This is a genomic window from Streptomyces sp. NPDC048671, from assembly GCF_055587045.1.
The window spans coordinates 556,813-579,426 of sequence record NZ_JBVJHB010000002.1 but is presented as its reverse complement, the minus strand read 5'-3'; the positions used below and the strand labels follow the sequence as shown (position 1 = coordinate 579,426).

Genomic DNA, 22,614 nt, shown 5'->3' with positions numbered 1-22,614 from the left:
AGAAGAGAGCGAACTGATGCAGTACAGCCCAGTAGGGGAAGGCGTCCGGCTCGACCACGCCGAGTTCTTCGTGAGGGACGCGGCGGCCCACGCCGCGGTGATGGTGGACGAGTTCGGCTTCCGCGTCTGCGGATCCGCCGGCCTCGGGGAGGACGGCGCCGCCCGCTCCGTGGTGGTGCGCCAGGGCGACGCGGTCATCGTGTTCACCCAGGGCCTGGCGGAGGGGCACCCGGCCGCCGTGTACGTCACCCGGCACGGCGACGGGGTCGGCGGCATCACGCTGCGGGCCGACGACGTACGGGCGGTCTTCGCCCACGCCGTGGCCAACGGGGCGACCGCCGTCGAGGAGCCGGTGGATCTGGAGAACGACGTGGTGGCGACCACCGCGGTGATCGGCGGATTCGGCGACGTCGTGCACCGGCTGGTCCAGCCCGTGCCGGGAGCGCACGCCCGCGGCGTCCTGCTCCCCGGGTTCGCGGCCGCCTCCGACGCCGGTGCCCCGGCCGCTTCCGAGCGTGGCATCGTCCGCGGCATCGACCACTTTGCGGTGTGCCTGGAGGCCGGCGGCCTCGTCCCGGCCGCCGAGCGCTACGGGCGCGCGCTCGGCTTCCGGGAGATATTCCAGGAGCGCATCCTCGTCGGCGGCCAGGCGATGATCTCCAAGGTCGTGCAGAACGCCGCGCGCGACGTCACCTTCACCCTCATCGAGCCCGACCTGTCCGCCGATCCCGGCCAGATCGACGCGTTCCTCAAGGACCACGGCGGGACGGGCGTCCAACACATCGCTCTGGCCACCGGGGACATCGTCGGCACGGTCGGAGACCTTTCGGGCCGAGGCACCGGCTTCCTCACCACGCCCGGCACCTACTACGACATGCTGGGCGACCGGCTCTCCCCGGAGGCCTACACGGTGGAGCAACTGAAGGGGCTGGGGATCCTGGCCGACGAGGACCACGGCGGACAGCTCTTCCAGATCTTCGCCAAGTCGACGCACCCCCGCCGGACGTTCTTCTGGGAGATCATCGAGCGGCTCGGCGCGAAGACGTTCGGGACGCGGAACATCAAGGCCCTGTACGAAGCCGTCGCCCACGACCAGGAGCAGGCTCAGCCGGCTTCGGAAGGCGGCCGCGCGTGAGCACCCTCGACACGGCACCGCACACCGAACCGGACCCCGGCGCGGGCCGCGTGACGGACAGTGCCCACTGGCTGACCTCCACCGACGCGCAGCGGGCCGCCGCCCTCGCCCTGCCGCAGGACGTATGGGACTTCCTGGAGGGCGGGAGCGGCGCCGAGGTGACGCTCGCCGCCAACCGGGCCGCGTTCGAGGACCTCTTTCTCGTACCGCGCGTCCTGGCGGACGTGTCCGGCACCGACACGGCGGCCGCCGTCCTCGGTGCCACCGCGGCCATGCCGGTGGGCATCGCCCCGATGGCGTACCAGCGGCTGTTCCACCCCGACGGCGAGCTTGCCGCCGCGCGCGCCGCCGAGGCGGCCGGGATCCCTTATGTGGCGGGGGTGCTGAGCACGTACGCGCTGGAGGAGATCACCGCGGTCTGCTCGCAGACCTGGCTCCAGCTGTACTGGCTGCGCGACCGGGTCCTGCTGACGGACCTGATCGACCGCGCCGTGGCCGCGGGCTGCAAGGCACTGGTCCTGACGGTGGACGTGCCCCGGATGGGGAGGCGGCTGCGGGACATGCGCAACGCCTTCGTTCTGCCGCAGGACGTCGTGGCGGCCAACTTCCCCGCCACCGAGACCCTTTCCGCACGCCGCGGCGTGGCCGGCACGTCGTCGGTGATGGTGCATACCAGCGAGGCGTTCGACCCGACCCTGACGTGGAACGACGTTGCCTGGCTGCGCGGGCAGACCGATCTGCCGCTGGTCCTCAAGGGTGTGCTGCACCCCGAGGACGCGGCGTGCGCCGCCGAACTGGGTGTCGACGCCGTCGTGGTGTCCAACCACGGGGGCCGTCAGCTGGACGGATCGGTGGCCGGTCCGAGCGTGCTGCCCGCCGTGCGCGACTCCGTCGAGGGCCGTGTGGAGGTGCTCCTCGACGGCGGCGTGCGCAGTGGTACGGACGTGCTCAAGGCGCTCGCGCTGGGGGCGTCGGCGGTGCTGGTGGGCCGCCCGGTCCTGTGGGGTCTTGCGGCCGACGGGCAGCGCGGCGTGGAGCGTGTCCTGTCGTTGCTGCGCACCGAGCTGGAGGACGTGCTGGCACTGTCGGGCTGCGCGGACGTGACGCGGGCGCGGGGCCTGGACATGGTGCCCCGGGGGGCCTCGCTCTCCTCCTCGGCGCGAAGGGGACAGCGGTGGTGACGGCGGACCTGGCCGCGGCAGACCTGCACTCCTCGCTGACCGACGCGTCGCTGTCGTCGATGAACTTCCTCAACGAGGTGGCCCAGCGGTTTCCGGAGGCAATCTCATTCGCCGCCGGCCGCCCGCACGAGGCGAACTTCGACGTGGCACTGATCCACGAATACCTCGACACGTACTGTCGCCACCTGGCGGAGAGCGAGGGGCGCACCGAGGAGCAGGTGCGGCGCGCTCTGTTCCAGTACGGGCGCACCAAGGGCATAATCCACGACCTCGTCGCCAGGAACCTGGAGGTCGACGAGGACATCGTCGTCGACCCCGAGGCGATCGTGGTGACCGTGGGCTGCCAGGAGGCCATGGTTCTGACGTTGCGGGCGCTGCGCCGCGACGAGCGGGACGTCCTCCTGGCGGTGTCGCCGACGTACGTGGGGATCACCGGGGCAGCACGGCTGGTGGACATGCCCGTGCTGCCGGTGCGCTCCGGGGGCGGCGGCGTCGACCTGAACGACCTGGCCTCCGTGGTGCGGCGTGCCCGCTCCGACGGGCTGCGGCCGCGTGCGTTCTACATCGTCCCCGACTTCTCCAATCCGGCCGGTGAGAGCCTCTCGACCGAACAGCGCCGTGAACTCCTCCGGCTTGCCGACGAGTTCGGGCTCCTGCTGCTGGAGGACAATCCGTACGGACTGTTCCGGGCGCGGGGCGAACGGCTGCCGACGCTGAAGTCGTTGGACCGCGCCCGCCGTGTGGTCTACCTCGGCTCGTTCGCCAAGACCGGGCTGCCCGGCGCCCGTACGGGGTACGTGGTGGCGGACCAGCTCGTCGACGGCGGAACGGGCGGTGCGCCCACGCTGTTCGCGGACGAACTCTCCAAGATCAAGAGCATGGTTACGGTCAACACGCCCCCCGTCGCGCAGGCGGTGATCGGCGGCAAGCTGATCGCCCACGACTACAGCCTGCTGAGGGCCAACGAGCGCGAGATCGCCACTTACGCCCGCAACCTGCGCCAGGTCATCGACGGGCTCGACCAGCGCTTCCCCCGCCCGTCCGACGCACAAGCGCCCGAGGTCACCTGGAACACCCCGGCCGGAGGCTTCTTCGTCGTGGTGACCGTGCCCTTCGACGTCACCGACGAACTGCTGGCGCTGTCGGCGGAGAAGTACGGGGTGATCTGGACCCCCATGCACCACTTCTACGACGGCGCGGGAGGCGAGCGGCAACTGCGCCTGTCCTGCAGTCTGCTGGAGCCCGACACCCTCGACGAGGGGCTCGACAGGATTGCCGCGTTCATCACGGACCAGGTGTGATGCGCCGGACGAATGAGCGGCTCCACGCCGGACCAGCCCCCGTGGACCGAGGGCTGCGCCGCCTGCTGTCGTACAGCCTCTGCCACCGCCGTACGGTCGCAATGGCGCTCGTCGCCACGCTGCTGGCCACCGGCGCGGCGCTGATGGTGCCGCTGATCCAGCGCACGGTCGTCGACCGGGTCGTCCTCACGGACGAACTGGGCCTGCTGCCCTGCGTGGCCGCCCTGGGCGCCACCGGCATCGTGCGGTTCGGCGCGGGCGCCGCGCGGCGCTACCTCGCGGCCCGGCTCTCGTACGACGTGCAGTACGGCTTGCGCAACGACATCTTCCGCACCTTGTCGCGGCTCGACGGCGCGCGCCAGGACGAGTTGAGGGCCGGACAGGTCGTCAGCAGGGCGATCTCCGACCTCACCATGGTCCAAGGTCTGCTGATGCTCCTGCCCCATGTGCTCGCCGGGGTGCTGATGTTCGTCCTGGCACTGTGCGTCATGCTGGTGCTGTCACCCGCCCTGACCCTGGTCATGCTGCTGGTGATGCCGCTCCTGCTCTTCACCGCGCTGCACAGCGACCGGCGCATGTACGGGGCGGCCCGCGAGGCGCAGCAGCGCGAGGCGCTGGTCGCCGGGGTCGTCGACGACTCCATCGCCGGCGTCCGCGTCGTGAAGGGCTTCGCGCAGGAGGCACGGGAAATACGGCGGCTGGAGGCGGCCGCGCGTCGGCTGTTCACGGCCCGCTCCCGCGTCGTGGGGCTCAACGGTCTGTACGGTGCGACGCTGCAGACCCTGCCGCTGCTCGGGCAGGTCGGCATCCTGGCCCTCGGGGGTTGGATGGCGGCCCGGGGGAACATCTCGGTCGGCACGTTCGTGGCGTTCTCCACGTACCTCGCCGAGATGGTCGTGCCCATGCGCGGCCTCGCCGCTCTGGTGACCGGGGTCCACCAGGCCCGCGCCAGCGTCGCGCGGGTCTTCGAGCTCATCGACACCCGGCCGCTGGTCACCGAGGCCCCCGGGGCGGTCACCCTGTCCCCGACAGCCCCGCCGACCGTCGAACTGGACGACGTGACCTTCGGATACGGCTCCGGGGCTCCGGTCCTGAAGGGGCTCACGCTGACGGTCGGGGCAGGGGAGACCCTCGTCCTGGTCGGCGCCCCGGGCTCGGGCAAGTCGACCGTGACGACGCTGCTGCCGCGCTTCTACGACGTACGGCAGGGAGCCGTCCGCGTCGGCGGCACCGACGTGCGTGAGCTGACACTCGACTCCCTGCGCTCCGTCTTCGGCCTGGTGCCCGAGGACAGCTTCCTGTTCTCCGGCACCATTCGCGGCAACATCGCCTATGGCCGGGCCGACGCCACCGACGAGCAGGTGCGCGCGGCGGCCCGAGCGGCGGGCGCCGACCGGTTCGTGGACGAATTGCCCGAGGGCTACGAGACCCCCGTCGGAGAACGGGGGCTGACCCTGTCCGGCGGGCAGCGGCAGCGCCTCGCGCTCGCCCGCGCCCTGCTCACCGAGCCACGGATCCTGCTGCTCGACGACGCCACGTCGCACGTGGACCCGCGCACCGAGGCGGAGATCCACCGCACTCTGCGGCGCGTCACCCGCGACCGCACCACCGTGCTCGTCGCCCGCCGCCGCTCAACCATCGAATTGGCCGACCGCATCGCCGTACTCGATGAGGGGCAGCTCGTGGACACGGGCACGCACAGCGACCTCATGGCCCGGTGCGCCCGCTACCGCACCCTGCTCGCGCAGCAGGAAGAGACGGCGCCCGAACTCGCGCCGTCGGTGACGGAGCCCGAACCGCAGGTGGCACAGGCCGGGCCGGAGACCGTGACGGCGCCCTGCGACGAGGTGCCGTCACGGCCCGCGCCGCGCGCGCTGGTCCGGCTCACCGGGGCAGCTGTCGCCCCCGCCCTGCGGTCCGAACCGGACTACGGCCCGTCGAGGCTGCTGAGGCCCTTCCGGGTGGCGCTCGCCGTCGGGGCACTGCTGGTGGTGCTCGATGCGCTGGGCGGTGTCTTCGTCCCGCTGTTCATCCGCAGTGGCATCGACGACGGTGTCCGGCAGGCGGCCACAGGGGCGGTCCTGGCGATGGCCCTGGCGGCGGGCGCCGTCGTCGTCGCGGGCTGGGGCGTGAGCCTCGCGCAGATCCGCCTCAACGGCACCACTGGCGAACGCATCCGGTATCTCCTCCGGCTGCGGGCGTTTGCCCATCTGCACCGGCTCGACCTCCAGTACTACGAGCGCGAGCTGTCCGGGCGGATCATGACCCGGCTGACCGCCGACGTGGAGGCCGTGGCGTTGTTCGCGCAGACCGGCTTCGCCACGGCTGCGGTGAGCGTCCTGTCGACGTTCGCCATGCTGGCGGTGCTGTTCTCCCTGGACTGGCCGCTGGCGCTGGTGGTGTGCGGGGCCGTGCCGGTCCTGCTGCTGGTGACCGTCCTGTTCCGTCCCGCCTCGGCCAAGGCTTACGACGAGGCGCGTGAGAAGGCCGGCACGGTCAACGCCCTGCTGCGCGAGAGCACCGAAGGGCTGCGCGTGACTCAGGCTTTCGGCCGTACGGGCGCCGACGCCGAAGTCTTCGCGCACCACGCGGACGTGTACCGCCGGGCGCGTCTCAAGACGCAGCGGCTGATGGCGCTCTACTTCGGGTTCGTGGAGTTCTTGCCCGAAGCGGTTGCCTCCTGCGTCCTGGTGGCCGGTGCCGGCCGCGTCGCGGCCGGCACCCTCACCGTCGGCACACTCGTAGTCCTGCTGCTGTACGTGTCGGCGTTCTTCGCCTCCGTACTGCAGTTGGCGCAGGTCCTCGACGGATACCAGCAGGCCTCGACCGGCTTCCGCCGCATCCAGGAGCTGTTCCACGACCCGGCGGGGACACCGCAGGCCGAGGAGCCCCTGCCTGTGGAACGGCTCACTGGACACATCGAGTTCCAGGACGTCCGCTTCCGCTACCGAGGCGCGCACCGCGACGCCCTGGCCGGGGTCGCTCTCACCGTCCCGGCGGGGCAGACCCTCGCGCTGGTCGGTGAGACGGGCGCGGGCAAGTCGACCCTCGTCAAGCTCGTGGCGCGGTACTACGACGTCACGTCGGGCAGTGTGCGCGTGGACGGCCACGACGTACGGGACCTGGACTGCGCCGCCTACCGGGGTCGCCTCGGCATCGTCCCCCAGGAGAGCCATCTGCAGGCGGGCACGGTCGGCGAGGCCATTGCCTACGGACGACCCGGCGCGAGCGGTACCGAGATCGAGGCCGCGGCCCGGGAGGTAGGAGCGCACGACCTGCTCTCCCGGCTCCCCGGCAGCTACGCACACCCCGTCGCCGAAGGCGGCAGGAATCTCTCCGCGGGGGAGCGGCAGCTGATAGCTCTGGCTCGGGCCCAGCTGATCGCGCCGGACATCCTCATCCTGGACGAGGCCACCTCGGCGCTCGACCCGGCCACTGAGGCGGCCGTGTCGGAGGCGATCGGAAGGCTGAGTGCGGGCCGCACCGCGCTGATCGTCGCCCACCGCCCGGACACGGCGGCACGCGCCGACCGCGTCGTGCTCGTCGACGCCGGCAGCGTCGTCGAGTGGGGAACGCACGAGGAGCTGATGGCGGCCGGCGGGCGCTATGCCCGGCTCTGGCGGGGCGACGCACCTGTCGAACTTCCACTTCGAACCCTCTGACGGCTCCGTCCGACCGTCGCGCACTACGAGATCAACGAATACGAGTTCAACGAATACGAGTTCAACGAATACGAGTTCAACGAACAGAGGAGAACCCTTCCATGACCGTATCCGCTGTCACGGGCACGGCCTTGTCCGGGCTGAAGTCTGCCTATGAAAAGGACGGTTACTGCCCCTTGCCCCACCGGTTAGGCGAGGCCTCGGTCGAACTCCTGCGCCGGCGGGTGGCGGCGATCAGCGCCCAGTCCAGGCCGGAGGTGGTCCAGGAGAAGGGCAGCGACACTGTTCGAGCCATCCACGGCTGCCACGAGTTCGACGAGGTGTGCGCGGCACTCGTGCGCCACCCGGTGCTTGTGGAACTGGCTGAGACGCTGATCGGCGGGCCGGTCTACGTGTACCAGTTCAAGGTCAACCTGAAGCAGGCCCGCGAGGGCGCGGCCTGGCCATGGCACCAGGACTTCGCGTTCTGGAGCGAGGAGGACGCCATGCCGCGCCCCGACGCCATCAACTTCGCGATCCCGCTGGACGACGTGCACGAGGACAACGGTCCGCTGCTGGTCATCCCCGGCTCGCACGACCTCGGTCTGTTCGACCTACCCGACCGGTCGACGCAGACCTCCGACTGGCGGCAGCACGTCTCGAACGATCTGGCCTACACGGTGAGTGCGGAACGCGCCGAGCGGATGGCCGAGGAGCGCGGCAAGGCCCTGATCCTGGGCGGCGCCGGCTCCCTGCACGCCTTCCACCCAAGCATCGTGCACTCGTCGTCCAACAACCGCTCCGCCGACCGACGCGCGCTGCTGTTGATCACCTACAACGCGGTCGACAACGCACCGGCCAACCCGACGCGCCCGGCCTTCCTGGTCGGGAGGGACACGACACCGGTCACCGGCCGCCACGACGGGCGTCTCGTGTTGGAGTCCGCGTGACGCGATCGCGGCTCAGACGATGGCTGGGCGCGCTGAACCACCTCGTGCGGGTCCAGGTGGCTCCCGCGTGCTGCCCGGACTGCATCGCGGTCCACGCCCGCGGACTCCGCCCACCCGGACACGGGAACGGGCGGTAGCCGCCCGACGGCTCCGGCTTCCCGGGTCCTCGCCCCTCGTCGGCCGGGGACACCGGGCCGGGACGATGCCGGCTCGGCCGAGTCGGGCACAACACGAACTGCCCCCGGAAGGTCGTCTCCGAGGTGGCTGAGCAGGACGAAGTCGTGAATTTCTGCTTGCCCAGTTCATGTGCGATCTGCTGCCGTAGCCCGCTCCCGGCTTTGGGAGCAGGTTCGCGAACCATTCGGGGACACTGCCACTTGCCGTCCGGCGCTTGTGCGGGTCGCGCTCGAAGCCCTGTCCGAGAGCGGGATGATCGGCGCTCAGGTCCTGGTACTCGAACCCGGTGTTGCCGTCGTGACAGCCGAGTACGCCGATCCGGCGCTCACGCAGGAACACGGACGCGGACGACCGTCCAACCGCAGCCGCCGGTCCCGGCCCACGAGCCGCGGAGCGAATCGGTCTGACCGAGCCGCGGAGCGAATCGGCCAGACCTCCGGGCGGCCCCGGACAGCATGCGTGGGACGCGCCCGGGTGCCGCCGCGTACGAGCCACGTCTCATGTCCCCCCTGGTGCACCCGGGCAGGGGCGCCCCTGCCCGGGTCCGTCAGATGGAGGCCGGTCGGACTTCAGGTGTCTTCAGCGCTATCCGCCGCATGTGGTGGTGTCTGTCACAGTCGTTCCCACAGGGCGGGCACGATCGGCGGGTCCCAGCCCGTATAGGCGGTGTGGCCCTGGAGACACCGGTAGCGGACGCCGCCGTAGGTCACGATGTCCCCTGCGGCGTAGGTGGCGCCGAGCTGCCAGGTGGTCTCACCGTTGCCCCCGCCGGAAACCGTGAGGGTGTAGGTGGTGGTGTGCGTGACCTCGCCCGATCCGGTCAGGACCAGGGTGTAGGTTCCGCCGGGGGTGCCGTCCGCCACCTGTATGGTCGCGGTCGACGTCTGGCCCGAGGACACCGACGAGGGGCTGAAGCCGACGGTTACGCCCGTGGGCAGGCCCGATGCCGAGAGCCCCACGGTCTGCGCGGAACCGCTCGTGGTGGTGGTGGCCACCGAGACCGTGGTGGACGAACCGGCGCTGACGGTGCCGGCCGAGGGAGTGGCGCTGACCGAGAAGTCGTTGACCGGGGCGGGGGTCTCCCCGACAGCGGTCTTCCAGATGGTGTAGGCGATGCCGTCCGCGCTGCGGTTCAGCGCGGTGGTGTTGATGTTGCTCGTGGTGTCGCACGATGAGTGGTAGCAGGGGTCGTACGAACGGCCTGCCGTGCCGCCCCACTTGGCAGCTTCCGAGGACGACTTCGTTGCCGAGGCGCCGGTGGCGTAGCCGGAGGTGGGGATGCCGACCCGCTGGAACGAGTAGTCGTCCGAGCGTCCCTGACCCTCGATGTTCTCCTGCGGGGCAAGGCCCAACGAGTCCCAGTACGCCTTCATCGGCGCCGAAGCGGTCGAGTCCAGGTTGTTGATGAAGTATCCGCCGTTGGTCGATGCGACCATGTCGAAGTTGTAGTACGCCTTGATCTTGGCGCGCTCGGTGCCGGACAGTGTCCCGGCGTAGAAGTCGGAGCCGTTCAGGCCCTGCTCCTCGTCGGTCCACCAGGCGAAGCGAACCCGGTTCTTCATGGCGGGGTCGGTCTGTGCCAGGCCGAGAGCCGTCTCCAGGAGCGCGGCGGAACCGGAGCCGTTGTCGTTGATGCCGGGGCCCGCGGACACGCCGTCGAGGTGGGCGCCGAACATGTATACGTCGTCCGAGTCGCCCTTCGGCCACTCCGCGATCAGGTTGTTACCGGCTCCGGCCGAACAGCCGGAGGTGCAGGTCTGCTCGGTGACCGTGTAGCCGGCCGCCTGGAGCTTGCCCTTGACGTAGGCGAGCGAGGCGCGGTAGCCGTTGGTGGTGGACCGGCGGTTGCCGCCGTTCGCCTGGGCGATGGAGGACAGCTGGGACAGGTGGGCCTGCACCTTCGTCACGTCGATGTCCGGCGGTGTGGACGGGGTGCCGCCGCCACCGATCCGCAGCGTGTACTGCGCGGTGTGCGTCTTGTCCCCGCTACGGCCCGTGACGGTGATCGGGTACGTTCCGGCGGCCGTTCCGGCCGAGGTGGCGACGGTCATGGTGGAGTCGTCGCCCGAGGTGACCGTCGACGGGCTGAAGGAGACGTTCGCCCCTGCGGGCGCGCCGGAGGCGGTCAGCGAGATCTGCTGGGCGCTGCCGGACACGGTGCCGGTGGACACTGTGGTGCGAGCCGTCGAGCCCGCCTGCACGTCGCCCGAGCCGAGGTTGAGCGACAGGGAGAAGTCGGTCTGACGCGCGGTGCAGGTCGGGTCGCCCGGCTGGGCGGCCACGCTGATCGCGTTCCAGGCGGCCTTGGTCCGGTCGAACATGTCACAGCTCGCGTCGAGGTTCTTCGCCGCGGTCAGGGTGGCGGTCCGGTAGCGCTTGTACGTCATGCCACTGGTCTTGAGCAGCATGGCGCCGTAGAAGATCCGGCCGGCGTCCTTGATGCCGACACCGGTGACGGTGGAACCGTTGCAGGTGGAGCTTGACGGCTTGCCGCCTCCGGGGCTGGAGCCTTCCGCCAGAAGGTAGAACCAGTGGTTGAGCGGGCCCGCTGCCGCGTGTTCCTCGGTGTTGGGAATGGAGGAGGAGTAGCAGGCCGGGTGGCCGAGTGCACCGGGGTTGTACATGTTGCGGATGGGACCGCGGCCCTGAAGGTCGATCATCTCGCCGACGGTGTAGTCGGGTGTGTCGTAGCCGGACGGCTGATTGGCGTACGCCTCGGTGAGCGCCCCCATGATGTCGCCGGTGGCCTCGCCCAGGCCACTCTCGTGGTTGGCGCCGCCAGGCGTGTTGGAGTCGAGCCCGTGACCGTACTCGTGGGCGACGACATCCATGCCGGCGATCCACTCGCCCGCGCTGTTGTGGCCGATCGTGACGGTGGAGCCGTCCCAGTAGGCGTTCAGGTCGTTGAGGCCCACGCGGGTCGGCCAGCTGCCCCCGTTGCCGTTGTGCCCGTTGCGTCCGAGCCAGGCCCCGAGCATGTCCGACTGCTTCTGCGCCGCGTACATGACGTCGACGCAACCGGTCTCGCGGCTCGAGGCGTCGCCCGTGCCCCAGTCGTCCTGGGACTTCGTGAACAGGCCGCCGCTGTAGTTCGAGCACTGCAGGCCGGGCCGGGTGGTGTCGCGCAGCGCGTACTGGCTCCCCGAACGGGAGGTGTCGATGGTGAGCGGGTTCGGCCCGTTCCACTCGCTGTGGCCCGTTCCGGCCCGCACGTCATCGTACGAGTCGACGACCTCGCCGGTGCGCGCGTCGACGAAGACATGCAGCTTGCTGGGCTTGTGTGCCTTCGTCCGCCCCGTCAGTACGGTCTCCCAGACGAGGACGGGGTGGTCGTTCCCGACCCGGACCACGAGGCGCGGGTCATCGGCCTTCCCCACTTCCGCCAACCGGGCCCGGCTGGTCGTGGCGGCCTGCTTCGCCTTGATCCTGGCCGTGGTCGGCACGGAGATCCTGGCCGTGGTCGCGGACTGCACCGAGTGGACCGTGCCGTCGCCGTCGGCCAGAACCACGGCGTCCCCACCTACGACGGGCAAGCCGTTGTAGGTGCGTTCGTAGGCTACGGCGTAGAGGTTCTCGGCCCAGGGGATGACCTGGCGCCGGTCGTAGCGCTCGGCAGGCCCCTTCGCCAGCGAGTCCACGCCGCTGCCCGTGGCGCGGTCCGCGGCGGCCACCGCGGCGGCGATGGGGGAGGGTCTGGGCTCACTCGCCGGGGGCGAGGAGGCGGGGGCGGCCGCTGCGAAGGACGCCGGTGCCACCACTCCCAGGGTCACGGCCAGGGATATGCCGGCCACCGCCAACTTCTTGAGCATCAGGGCTCCTTGTGAGAGATACGGAGAAGCGACCACGGGGTTGTCGTGGGTATGACAAATGCAACTTCCAGGTGAGCGACCGGGGTTGTCCGGCCTCTCTCGCCCGAACGGCGTGACGTGCTGCCGGACTGGCCGCACCCTCACACCGGACCCGACTCGTCTTCAAGCCATTCGACGGGCGCCGGCAGGTCTGTCAAGTTCTGGCAAGTGACATGCCCTTCGCTCGCCTGTCTTTGGTCCAGACCTATTGACGGGCCTCGTCGTCCCTTCTACGATCCCGTCGATCGCCGCACCGCATCTCTCCAGTTCATCCGGGGCCGACGCCAACGCCCCGGACGCCCCCGCACGCCCACGCACGCCCCCTCACGCACGCTCACGTTCGCGGCACGTGGCGAGAATGGAGCACAGCATGTTCCGTCGGAGGTTCCGTACTCTGCGCCTGTCAGGTGCTTGGCGCTCGCGAGCGAGTGCTGGTCGCGGTAGCGGTAGCGGCGGCCCGCGGGGGAGTGTGCCGCCCTCAACTCCTGGCGTCCCGCGGGCGGTCGAGGAGCGCGCGTCCCGCGTGCGTCACGCAGTCAGGGCAGGACGTAGCTCAACCGTCCTGACGCGGACACTCGCCGGGGTGAGCGCCGCCACCGTCCTCGGTGCCTGCGTCACGCTGGTCGGTTCCGGTGCGGCAGGGGCCGCCACGACCAACCTGGTGACCAACTCCGGTTTCGAGGGCGGACTTTCCGGCTGGTCCTGCGCCACCGGCTCCGGCGCGGTCGTCAGCAGTCCGTCGCACTCAGGCGCGGCCGCGCTGAAGGCCACACCGTCAGGCCTGGACAACGCCCAGTGCACCCAGACCATCAGTGTGCAGCCCGACTCCACGTACACGCTGAGCGCCTACGTCCAGGGCAGTTACGTCTACCTCGGCGCCACCGGCACCGGTGCCACCAGCGAGCCGTCGACCTGGACGCCCAGTGCTTCGTCCTACACCGAACTGAGTCTCGATTTCACCACCGGTGCGAACACGACATCGGTGACGGTCTACCTGCACGGTTGGTACGGGACGCCCGCGTATCTCGCGGACGACGTATCGCTCACCGGCCCCGGAGGCAGTACGCCTCCGCCCACCACGCCTCCGCCCACCACGCCTCCGCCCACCACGCCTCCGCCCACCACGCCTCCGCCCACCACGCCTCCGCCGACGACGCCTCCGCCGACGACGCCTCCGCCGACGACGCCTCCGCCGACGACGCCTCCGCCGACGACGCCTCCGCCGACGACGCCTCCGGGCTCCGACACATGTGCCACGAAGCCCAAGCCGACCGGGAAGGTCCTCCAGGGATACTGGGAGAACTGGGACGGCGCGGCGAACGGCGTCCACCCCGGTCTCGGCTGGGTTCCCATCACCGACAGCAGGATCGGCCGGCACGGCTACAACGTCATCAACGCCGCCTTCCCGGTGATCCTCTCGGACGGAACCGTCCAGTGGCAGGACGGCATGGACGTCGGAGTGAAGGTGTCGACACCGGCGGAGATGTGTGAGGCCAAAGCCAACGGGGCCACGATCCTGATGTCCATCGGCGGTGCGGCCGCCGGCATCGATCTGTCGTCGAGCAAGGTTGCCGACCGTTTCGTGGAGACGGTCGTCCCGATCCTCAAGAAGTACAACTTCGACGGAATCGACATCGACATCGAAACCGGCCTGTCCGGCAGCGGCGACATCAACACGCTGTCCGCCTCCCAGGCCAACCTGGAGCGCATCATCGACGGCGTGCTGGCCCGCATGCCCGCGGGCTTCGGTCTGACGATGGCACCCGAGACCGCGTACGTCACCGGTGGCAGCGTCACGTACGGGTCGATCTGGGGCGCGTACCTGCCGATTGTGAAGAAGTACGTGGACAACGGCCGCCTCTGGTGGCTCAACATGCAGTACTACAACGGCAGCATGTACGGATGCTCGGGCGACTCGTACGAGGCCGGCACCGTGGCGGGCTTCGCCGCGCAGACCACGTGCCTGAACAACGGCCTCACCATCCAGGGCACCACGATCAAGGTGCCGTACGACAAGCAGGTACCCGGTCTCCCGGCCCAGCCCGGCGCTGGGGGCGGCTACATGGCGCCCAGTCAGGTCAGCCAGGCGTGGAACACGTTCAACGGCTCGCTGAAGGGGCTCATGACGTGGTCCCTCAACTGGGACGGCTCGAGGGGTTGGACATTCGGCGACAACATCAAGGCCCTTCAGAACCGTTAGGCCCGTCCTCCTCGACCAGGAACCGGGGCGGTGGTGGGTGAGGCAACGGCGTTCCCTCCTGGAACGCGGGCCTTCTGCCGCCGCCCCGCACAGGCTCGTCAGGAGCGGGGCGGCAGCCTCTGGGCAGGCCCCACCAGGGGGCCGGCTGCGTAGGACGACGGACTCCACAGTTCTCGGGGATCGAAGTCCGGGAGGAGGCGGCGCCGCGCGCGTAGTGCGCGTGCAGGAGTTGGTGGTGTCAGCGTGGGCGTGCCGGGCCGCTGTCAGCCGGCCGCCCGGAGCACCTCGCAGGAGCAGCGCCGGAATTCCAGACCGAGTTCCTGGTCCACGGCCGCACTCGAACGCGTGGCGGCGTCGGTGACCTTCTCCCAGAAGCCGTACTTCATGTAGAGCTGGTCCGCTGTCGGGCCGAGCGGGTTGCCGTACTTCTTCTGGTTGCGGGCCTCCAGTTCCGCGACCTGTTCCGGCGTCATTCCGGCGCGGACGACGTCCTTGGCGTCATTGCGCAGCTCGACCAGGGTGCGGGCGATGTCCTCCTCGGAGCCTGAACACCGTCAAGCGGTACGCCCGCATGAAGGAGCCCGCCGGCGGGTGGCTCAGCCGGTGAAGCCCGCCGTGATGGAGGTGAACTGCCACGCCGGACGGTCCCGGTTGACGGCCCAGAAAGCGAGTCGGCCGAGGTCGTGGTTGTTGGCCCAGTCGCGGATCTGGGTCCAGATCTGGGGCGTGGTGACCTCTCCTGCGTCGCTGGAGTCGTTCATGCCGGAGATGCCGATGTGGTTGTACGCCTGCTGGTCGGTCCAGCCGAAGGTGGAGGCGAGCTTGGCCTTCAGTCCCTCGGTGGCTGATGTCGTCCGCGTAGTACGTGCCCTGGCCGTACCAGCCGTGCAGATAGATCTCGGCACTCTGCTGGGAGGACCCGGTCGTGAAGGAGACCGTCAGCTGCTTCCAGTCGGAGGCGGAGCCCGTCCAGGTGGACGTGCCGCCCTGGACGCCGAGGTACGTGTACGAGCCGCGCACCCAGGCCGAGAGGGTGTACCGCGTGCTGGGCCGCACGAACACCGTCAGGGCGCACCGCGCGGTGTCCGAGTCGCTCGCGGCCCCGGCCAGCGCGCGGGTGCCGCCGTGCGCGGGGCTGCTCACGACCGAGCCCGTGTTCCCGGCGCAGGACCAGCCCGCGAGGGTGCCGGACTCGAAGCCGGGGTTGGTCAGCAGGCCGGCCGCCTGCGCGGTGGCGGGGGCCATCAGCGCGCCGGCGCCGGCGAGCATGGCGGCGGTGGCGCAGGCGAGCAGGCGAGCAGGCGATGCCGAGTTCTCACGCTGTCTCCTGGTGGGGGTCGGTGCTCCGATGCGGGGAAGATGCGCAAACGGCCGGCGCAGGCTCCTTCGGGGTCTGCGCCGGCCGGTCGTGCTCCAGCGGTCGCGCCCGGGGACGCGGGTGGATCAGGGCCGCTGCGGGATCAGCAGGCGCCGAGGTCCTCCCAGACGCCCCACTCGCCGGTGGTGCCGGGCTCCTCGCCCGTCACCCACCACTTGGCGCGCCAGTTGTGACCGTTGTACGAGATGGTCTCGCCGCCGTTGTAGATGCTGCCGGCGTCCCACGCCCCGGCCGTGCAGTCGCCCGTTCCGCCGTCTCCACCGCCCGTTCCGCCGTCACCGCCGCCCGTTCCGCCGTCTCCACCGCCCGTTCCGCCGTCACCGCCGCCCGTTCCGCCGTCACCGCCGCCCGTTCCGCCGTCTCCGCCGCCCGTTCCGCCGTCACCGCCGCCGATGTTCACGTCGATGCAGGCGTAGAACGCGTTGGAGGTGTCCGCGATGTTCCAGACGGCGAGCACCTTCTGCTTGCCGCTGAACCCGCTGAAGTCCAGCTGGTGGCTGACCGAGGCGGCCGGGATGCGGCCGCCGTCGTTGAACTGGGCGATCTTCTGGTCGCCGATGAAGTACTGCCAGTTACTCGTGGCGTGCCGCGCCTCGATCGTCCATGTGAGGGTCTCCGTGGTGCCGACAGGGGTGGTCTTCCAGCCCTTGCTGTCGTCGTTCAGGTCCGCCCAGCGGGGGTCGCCTCCGCTACAGGTGCGCAGCCCCTTCGGGCCCTCGACGCTCGCCGGTTCGTACTTGATCGGACCGCACTGGACCACGTGGTTGGCGCACTGGTCCTGCCGGCTCGACGGCGAGACCACCCAGCCGTGGGCGCTGGCCGAGGGCGCCGGGAGGCTCAGGGCCACTGCGGGAGCGACCAGGACGCCAAGGGCTGCGGCCCACATTCTTTTCATGTGCATGACATTCATTCCTTCCGTGCATGCCGGGTCCGCCCAGGTGAACGTACGACGTTGCCGATGGGGCAACCTCACTTGCGAAGGTCTAGACCGACGCCTGTAGGTCTAGACCTTAGCGAAGGGGTGGGGTCCGTCAAGGGGGCGAACGCCGCGCCGTGGCGCCCGTCCGGCTGGTGAACACCCCTCTACGCGCCCGGACTTGGGCCATACGGGCGGGCTTGCGGACGGGCGGCGCGGCGAACGGCGAGGGCCCCTTGTGTCCCACGGCCCCCGTGTAGTGAGGTGTGCGCCATGAAGATGAGAAGCATGGCGGCCCTGACCGCGATCCTGGTCGTGGCCCCGTTGGTCGCGGCGGCGCCCGGCTCCCCGGCGGCCGCCCAGTCCCGCCCCGGCGGCTCGGCGCGATCCGCCGAATCGACGCTGGTCGGCGGCATCGACCTCGACACGGTCACCATCCCCGAACTGCAGGACCGCATGGCCCACGGCTCGCTGTCCTCGGTCTGGCTGACCCTCGCCTATCTGCGGCGGATCAAGGCCATCGACCCCAAGATCAACGCGGTTCTGCGCACCAACCCGACGACGCTCGGGCAGGCGGCGGCCAGCGATATCAGGCACCGCCTCGGCCGGACACGCGGTCCGCTGGACGGCATCCCCGTCCTGCTCAAGGACAACGTGGACACCCGTGACATGCCGACGACCGCCGGGTCCCTGGCCCTGGCCGGGAAGCCGCCGAGGTCCGACGCCGAACTCGTCGCGAAGCTGCGGGCGGGCGGCGCGGTGATACTGGGCAAGGCCAACCTTTCCGAGTGGGCCAACTTCCGTGCCGCCAGTCCGACTTCCGGCTGGTCGGCGGTGGGCGGTCAGACCCGCAACCCGTACGTCCTGGACCGCAACCCGTGCGGCTCGTCCGCCGGCTCGGCCGCCGCCCTAGCTGCCTCGCTGGCGCAGGTGGCGATCGGTACCGAGACGGACGGCTCCATCGTCTGTCCCGCAGGGATGAACGCCGTCGTCGGCCTCAAGCCGAGCCTCGGCGTGGTCAGCCAGTCGGGCGTGGTGCCGATCTCCGCCGAACAGGACACCGCCGGCCCCATGGCCCGTAACGTCGTCGACACCGCGCTCACCCTGTCGGTCATCGGGGGCACCCCCGTGGCCCCGGACCTCGCGCAGGCGGCGGCCCGCCCCGGCTCGCTGCGCGGCAAGCGGATCGGCCTGTGGCGGCTGCCGGTGCTCGGCACCGAGGTGGACGCCGTCATGACGCGCACCGCCGAGCGGCTACGGGGCGCGGGCGCCGAGGTCGTCGAGGTGGACCTCCCGTACCAGGACCGGCTGGGCGAACTCGAGTTCCCGGCCCTGCTCAGCGAGTTCCACCGGGACATCGACGCCTACCTCGCGACCCGGAAGGGCCCGCGCGACCTCGCCGAACTGATCGAGTTCAACCGGACGCACCCGCGGGAGCAGACCTGCTTCGCCGGCCAGGAACTGTTCGAACAGGCCCTCGTCGCGCCGCCCACCACGGACCCGGAGTACCGGGCGATGCGTGCGGAGCTGACGGATCTGTCCCGCCGCTCCATCGACGAGGTCATGGCCGAGCATCACCTGGACGCGATCGCCTCGCCGGCGAACCCGCCCGCGTGGACGACGGACTGTGCGCGCGGCGACAACGACGTGATCCCGTCGTCGACGCCGGCCGCCGTGGCCGGCTACCCCTCGCTGTCGGTGCCCGCCGGCTTCGTGGGCGAACTGCCGGTGGGCCTGCTCCTCATGGCGGGCAACGGCCGGGACGCGGACCTGCTGACCCTGGGCGCGGCCGTCGAGCACCGCTTGGACGGCCGGCACGCGCCCCGCTACCTGCCGACGCTCCCGGCCGCCGGCTGACGCACGCGCGACGGCTTCGGCGAGCGCCCCGCCCGGCCTCTCCGCGACGGTGACCGGCCCCAACCCCCGGGGCCGGCCACCGCTCACCCCAGCAGCGCGGTGAGCGTGAGGAACTCGCTGCGGGAGCGGGCGACCGTGCGGAGGAGGCCCAGGAGGGTGGAGGTCATCGTGGTGGTGCCGGTGGCCTGGACTCCGCGCAGGGTCATGCAGGTGTGCTCGGCCTGGATGACCACCCCGGCCCCCTTCGGTTCCAGCTGGGTCTGCAGCCAGTCCGCCACCTGGTTGGTCAGGCGCTCCTGAACCTGGGGGCGGCACGCGAAGTGCTCCAGTATGCGGGCGAGTTTGGACAGGCCCAGGATGAGCCGGCCGGGGAGGTACCCGATGTGCGCCGTGCCCGTGAAGGGCAGCAGATGGTGCTCGCACACGGATCGCAGCGGGATGCTGCGGGCCAGGACCAGCTCGTCGTAACCCTCGTCGTTCGGGAACGTGGTCAGGTCGAACGGGCGGGGCATGAAGAGTTCGGCGTAGGCGCGGGCCATCCGGCCGGACGTGCCGCGCAGGCTCTCCGAGTCGGTGCTGATGCCGAGGGCCCGCAGGAACTGCCCGGCGGCCTGCTCGGTGGCCATCAGGTCCGGCTCCTGCCCGGTCGGGACCACCCGCAGGGCCGCCGGCGGGGGCGGCGCGGCGATGGGCTGCTGGGCCATGCCGGGCATCGCGACGGGGCAAACGTTGCCTGCCGCGGCACTAACTATGCCCAGTCCGGTGGCCGCCTGGCGGCCGGACGCCTCCGCCTCAAGAACCAGGAACGACGGGGAGGCAGCCCAGGGACTTTGCAGGGACTTTCAGCTCTGTCAGAGGGACTTTCGCGGGACGACCCGGCGTGCAAGCCGGTAAGCCGTGACAGAGCTGAAAGAAGAGAAATGCCTGATCAGCGTCCTTGAGGCAGCCATCGGTCCGCCGTCACGCCGCCCCCGGCCCCCGCCGCCCCTTGAAGTTGATCTTCATGGTGTCCATGTCCGTCGCGGTGGAACGCAGTTCACCGTGTCCGTAGCCTGACTTCCGCAGGGCCGTCTCCGCACGGTCCTCGGCGATCGCGGACGCCATCTCCTCGCCGTCCTCGGCGTCCGACACCACCACGTACCGGAAGCTGAAGTGCTTGAGCACGCGGTCGTAGGTGAGCGACCCCTCCTCGGTGAACTGCATGGCCGCCAGACCGTGCTGCTCCACCTCCGTCAGCAGCCTCTCGCGCGCCCCGTCCGTCAGCCCCTCCCAGGTGCCGCGCACGATCACTCGGTAGGTGTGCTGCGTGGTCATCGTGTTTCACCGTCTCTGTCGCCTGCCGCAAACCGTCCGAGGGGCAAGCCTACGGTCGGGAGGACGGAACGCACCCGGATTATTCGGCAGGCTCCCCGCTCACCGACCCGGTGGCCGGTGCTTTTACCGAAGACGGACGGCCGACCCCCTGGCCCGTGCGGCGTTCAGCGTGTTCCATGGTCATCGGGGGGCGCCCGGACCTGCGGCGGCCCGCGCGAGGAGCGAGGTTGCCTTGGCCACCACCGTACGACGTGCCGTACTGACCCTGCCCGCAGCGGCGACGGGACCGGAGAATCCGTTGCCCGCGCTGCGGCCCCTCGACGAGATGCATGTCGTCGACGACCGCGACCGGGCCGATCTGCCCCGTGACATGGCCCGCCAGATCGGCCACGAGCCCCTTGCCACGGTCCTGCCCGTGGCCGTCCTGGACGGTTACGGACGTGAGCGCACCCCCACCGACCTCGATGTGATCGTGATCGAGAACGACCGGCTGCGGGCCACCGTGCTGCCCGGGTTCGGCGGCCGTATCCACTCCCTCCTCCACAAGCCCACGGGCCGGGATCTCGTCTACGTCAACCCCGTGCTCCAGCCCGCCGACTTCGCGCTCAACGGCGCCTGGTTCTCCGGCGGCATCGAGTGGAACATCGGCGCGACCGGCCACACCACCCTGTCCTGCGCCCCGGTGCACGCCGCCCTGGTCCCGGCGCCCGACGGCGGCGAGATGGTCCGGCTCTGGGAATGGGAGAGGCTGCGCGACCTGCCGTTCCAGGTGGACCTGTGGCTGCCCGACGACTCCGACTTCCTCCATGTCGGCGTACGGATACGCAATCCGCACGAGCACCCCGCACCGGTCTACTGGTGGTCCAACATCGCCGTGGCGGAGGGCGAGCGCACCCGGGTGGTGGCCCCGGCCGACGAGGCCTGGCACTTCGGCTACGAGCGGACGCTGACCCGGGTCCCGGTCCCCGAGAGCGGCTCGGTCGACCGGACGTACCCGCTGCGCAGCGACTTCCCCGCCGACTACTTCTACGAGGTGCCCGACGGCGCCCGCCGCTGGATCGCCTCCCTCGACGAGAACGGCCATGGGCTCGTCCAGACCTCCACCGACCTGCTGCGCGGCCGCAAGCTCTTCCTCTGGGGCAGCGGCCCCGGCGGCCGCCGCTGGCAGGAGTGGCTCACCGAGCCGGGCACCGTCGGCTACGCGGAGATCCAGGCCGGACTCGCCCGTACCCAGCTGGAACACGTGCCGCTCGAGCCCGGCGGCGAGTTCAGCTGGCTGGAGTCCTACGGACCGCTGTCGGCGGACCCCGCGGCCGTGCACGGGGACGACTGGTCCGCGGCCCGTGCGGAGACCGAACAGCGGCTCGCCGCCGCGCTGCCGCGCGCCGATGTGGACGCCGCGTACGAGGCCTGGCGCCGCTGCGCCGACACCGAACCGGGCGAGGTCCTCGCCACCGGGTCCGGCTGGGGCGCGCTCGAAGTACGGCGTGCCGGGTACAAGCTGCCCGGCACTCCCTTCGCCGCGTCCACGCTCGGCGAACAGCAGGCGCCCTGGCTGGAGTTGCTGGAGCAGGGGACCTTCCCCGAACCGCGCCGGGTGGCGCCGCCCGGCCCCTCCCTGGTCTCCCCGCACTGGCGCGACATGCTGGAGACGGCCTCCGCCGAACCGCTCACCGAGTACCACCTCGGCATCGCTCAGTGGCACGCCGACGACCGCGCCCAGGCGGTTCGCAGCTGGGAACGCGGACTGGCCCTGGCCCCGTCCCGCTGGCCGCTGCTGCGCTGCCTCGCGGTCGCCGCCCAGGAGAGCCGTCAGTGGGAGCGGGCGGCCGACCACTACACGGAGGCGTTCGACGACCTGTGCGCCGAACGCCGGGACGACGGCGACACCTGGACCGAGGCCACCGCCGCCCTCGGCCGGGAGGCGATCGAGGCGCTGCTGACAGTGGGCCGGGCCGGACCGGCCCGCACTGTCTGGGACGGGCTGCTCCCGGAGATCCGCCGCCGCGGCCGCTTCCGTCTGCTGGAGGCCAGGCTGCTGATCGCGCAGGGCGACCGCGCTGCCGCCCGCGCCCTGTTCGACGAGGGCTTCGAGGTCGCCGATCTCCGCGAGGGCGCGGAGATCCTGGACGAGGTGTGGGCCGAGCTGACGGACGACGAGCCGCTGCCGGACATGTACAACTACCGGATGCGTCCGCGCACCTGACGGGTGGGTTGTTGCCGGAGGGATGGGGGGTGGAACTACCGTCGTTTCATGCGTGCCTGACGGATACTCAGGCCGCCAGGTTCCGGTCGACGTACTCGAAGACCGAACCGTCCGGGTGGACGGCGATCAGATTGCGGCCGGCGGGCGTGTGGACGGGGCCGGCGATGACCCGGGCGCCCACCCGGGCCAGGGCGGCGTTGGCCTCGTCCACGTCCTTGACCGCGATCGTCGCCGTCACCTTGCGCAGGATCTCCAGCTCCGCCTCGGGGCCGCTCATCAGCAGGAAGCAGCTGATGGCGGCCACGGAGACCCCGCCGCGCTCGAAACGCAGCGCCGAACTGCCCGTGAGGTTCTCGTAGAAGGCCACCGCGGCCTCCAGGTCGTCGACGCAGATACGCAGCGTGGTTCCCAGGATTTCCATGCGGAACAGGGTAGTTGGCCGGTCAGCGGTGTGTGATCGATTCGGCCGAGGGGGCCGCCCCCGAATCACCGGCATCGGCCGGGGGCGGC

General features: G+C 70.8%; 14 protein-coding genes and 2 pseudogenes. 8 read left to right on the top strand and 8 right to left on the bottom strand.

Going from position 1 to position 22,614, the window contains the following annotated elements:
- Positions 1–16 precede the first annotated feature (16 nt).
- The 5 genes from hppD to ACZ6S6_RS06915 all read left to right on the top strand — a co-directional run bounded on the left by hppD (position 17) and on the right by ACZ6S6_RS06915 (position 8,208).
- Entirely contained in the window at positions 17–1,135 is a 1,119-nt protein-coding gene (hppD, locus tag ACZ6S6_RS06935) for a 4-hydroxyphenylpyruvate dioxygenase (protein WP_469704238.1), read from the top strand.
- A complete protein-coding gene (locus ACZ6S6_RS06930) occupies positions 1,132–2,316 on the top strand; it encodes an alpha-hydroxy acid oxidase (protein ID WP_469704237.1) in 1,185 nt (394 codons plus the stop codon). Before hppD ends, ACZ6S6_RS06930 begins: the two co-directional genes overlap by 4 nt.
- The gene (locus ACZ6S6_RS06925; protein WP_469704236.1) at positions 2,310–3,617 is read left to right on the top strand and encodes an aminotransferase-like domain-containing protein; all 1,308 of its coding nucleotides are present in this window, start codon (positions 2,310–2,312) and stop codon (positions 3,615–3,617) included. The genes ACZ6S6_RS06930 and ACZ6S6_RS06925 overlap by 7 nt, the downstream gene beginning before the upstream one ends.
- On the top strand, positions 3,617–7,279 hold the full coding sequence (locus tag ACZ6S6_RS06920; RefSeq protein ID WP_469704235.1) for an ABC transporter ATP-binding protein: 3,663 nt from the start codon (positions 3,617–3,619) through the stop codon (positions 7,277–7,279). Before ACZ6S6_RS06925 ends, ACZ6S6_RS06920 begins: the two co-directional genes overlap by 1 nt.
- Positions 7,280–7,380: 101 nt before the next feature.
- Positions 7,381–8,208 carry a phytanoyl-CoA dioxygenase family protein gene (locus ACZ6S6_RS06915; RefSeq protein ID WP_469704234.1) on the top strand — a complete coding sequence of 276 codons (828 nt, stop codon included), beginning with the start codon at positions 7,381–7,383 and terminating at the stop codon, positions 8,206–8,208.
- Between the two features lie 788 nt (positions 8,209–8,996).
- Here the strand turns inward: ACZ6S6_RS06915 and ACZ6S6_RS06910 are convergent.
- The gene (locus tag ACZ6S6_RS06910; RefSeq protein ID WP_469704233.1) at positions 8,997–12,194 is read right to left on the bottom strand and encodes a M28 family peptidase; all 3,198 of its coding nucleotides are present in this window, start codon (positions 12,192–12,194) and stop codon (positions 8,997–8,999) included.
- 622 nt (positions 12,195–12,816) lie between these two features.
- Here ACZ6S6_RS06910 and ACZ6S6_RS06905 point away from each other — a divergent pair.
- Positions 12,817–14,433 carry a carbohydrate binding domain-containing protein gene (locus ACZ6S6_RS06905; protein WP_469704232.1) on the top strand — a complete coding sequence of 539 codons (1,617 nt, stop codon included), beginning with the start codon at positions 12,817–12,819 and terminating at the stop codon, positions 14,431–14,433.
- A gap of 263 nt (positions 14,434–14,696) precedes the next feature.
- Here ACZ6S6_RS06905 and ACZ6S6_RS06900 read toward each other — a convergent pair.
- The 4 genes and pseudogenes from ACZ6S6_RS06900 to ACZ6S6_RS06885 form a co-directional block, all read right to left on the bottom strand.
- Positions 14,697–14,975 (bottom strand): annotated as a pseudogene (locus tag ACZ6S6_RS06900) (hypothetical protein); the annotation flags it as partial.
- A gap of 54 nt (positions 14,976–15,029) precedes the next feature.
- Positions 15,030–15,338 carry a hypothetical protein gene (locus ACZ6S6_RS06895; RefSeq protein WP_469704255.1) on the bottom strand — a complete coding sequence of 103 codons (309 nt, stop codon included), beginning with the start codon at positions 15,336–15,338 and terminating at the stop codon, positions 15,030–15,032.
- Positions 15,259–15,702: pseudogene (locus ACZ6S6_RS06890) on the bottom strand (carbohydrate binding domain-containing protein); the annotation flags it as partial. The pseudogene ACZ6S6_RS06890 and the gene ACZ6S6_RS06895, both read right to left, overlap by 80 nt.
- 191 nt (positions 15,703–15,893) lie before the next feature.
- The gene (locus tag ACZ6S6_RS06885; RefSeq protein ID WP_469704231.1) at positions 15,894–16,712 is read right to left on the bottom strand and encodes a lytic polysaccharide monooxygenase; all 819 of its coding nucleotides are present in this window, start codon (positions 16,710–16,712) and stop codon (positions 15,894–15,896) included.
- A 288-nt stretch (positions 16,713–17,000) separates the two neighbouring features.
- Here ACZ6S6_RS06885 and ACZ6S6_RS06880 point away from each other — a divergent pair, with 288 nt between their 5' ends.
- Positions 17,001–18,584 (top strand): amidase family protein, encoded by a 1,584-nt coding sequence (locus tag ACZ6S6_RS06880; RefSeq protein ID WP_362954407.1) that lies wholly within the window; start codon positions 17,001–17,003, stop codon positions 18,582–18,584.
- Between the two features lie 83 nt (positions 18,585–18,667).
- On the opposite strand, the gene folE is transcribed toward ACZ6S6_RS06880, so the two are convergent.
- On the bottom strand, positions 18,668–19,288 hold the full coding sequence (folE, locus tag ACZ6S6_RS06875) for a GTP cyclohydrolase I (RefSeq protein WP_469704230.1): 621 nt from the start codon (positions 19,286–19,288) through the stop codon (positions 18,668–18,670).
- 256 nt (positions 19,289–19,544) lie between these two features.
- Entirely contained in the window at positions 19,545–19,898 is a 354-nt protein-coding gene (locus ACZ6S6_RS06870; RefSeq protein WP_362954405.1) for a DUF6204 family protein, read from the bottom strand.
- Between the two features lie 232 nt (positions 19,899–20,130).
- Here ACZ6S6_RS06870 and ACZ6S6_RS06865 point away from each other — a divergent pair, with 232 nt between their 5' ends.
- A complete protein-coding gene (locus tag ACZ6S6_RS06865) occupies positions 20,131–22,104 on the top strand; it encodes a DUF5107 domain-containing protein (RefSeq protein ID WP_469704229.1) in 1,974 nt (657 codons plus the stop codon).
- 67 nt (positions 22,105–22,171) lie between these two features.
- Here ACZ6S6_RS06865 and ACZ6S6_RS06860 read toward each other — a convergent pair whose 3' ends face one another.
- Entirely contained in the window at positions 22,172–22,525 is a 354-nt protein-coding gene (locus tag ACZ6S6_RS06860) for a VOC family protein (protein ID WP_362954401.1), read from the bottom strand.
- Positions 22,526–22,614: the final 89 nt, after the last annotated feature.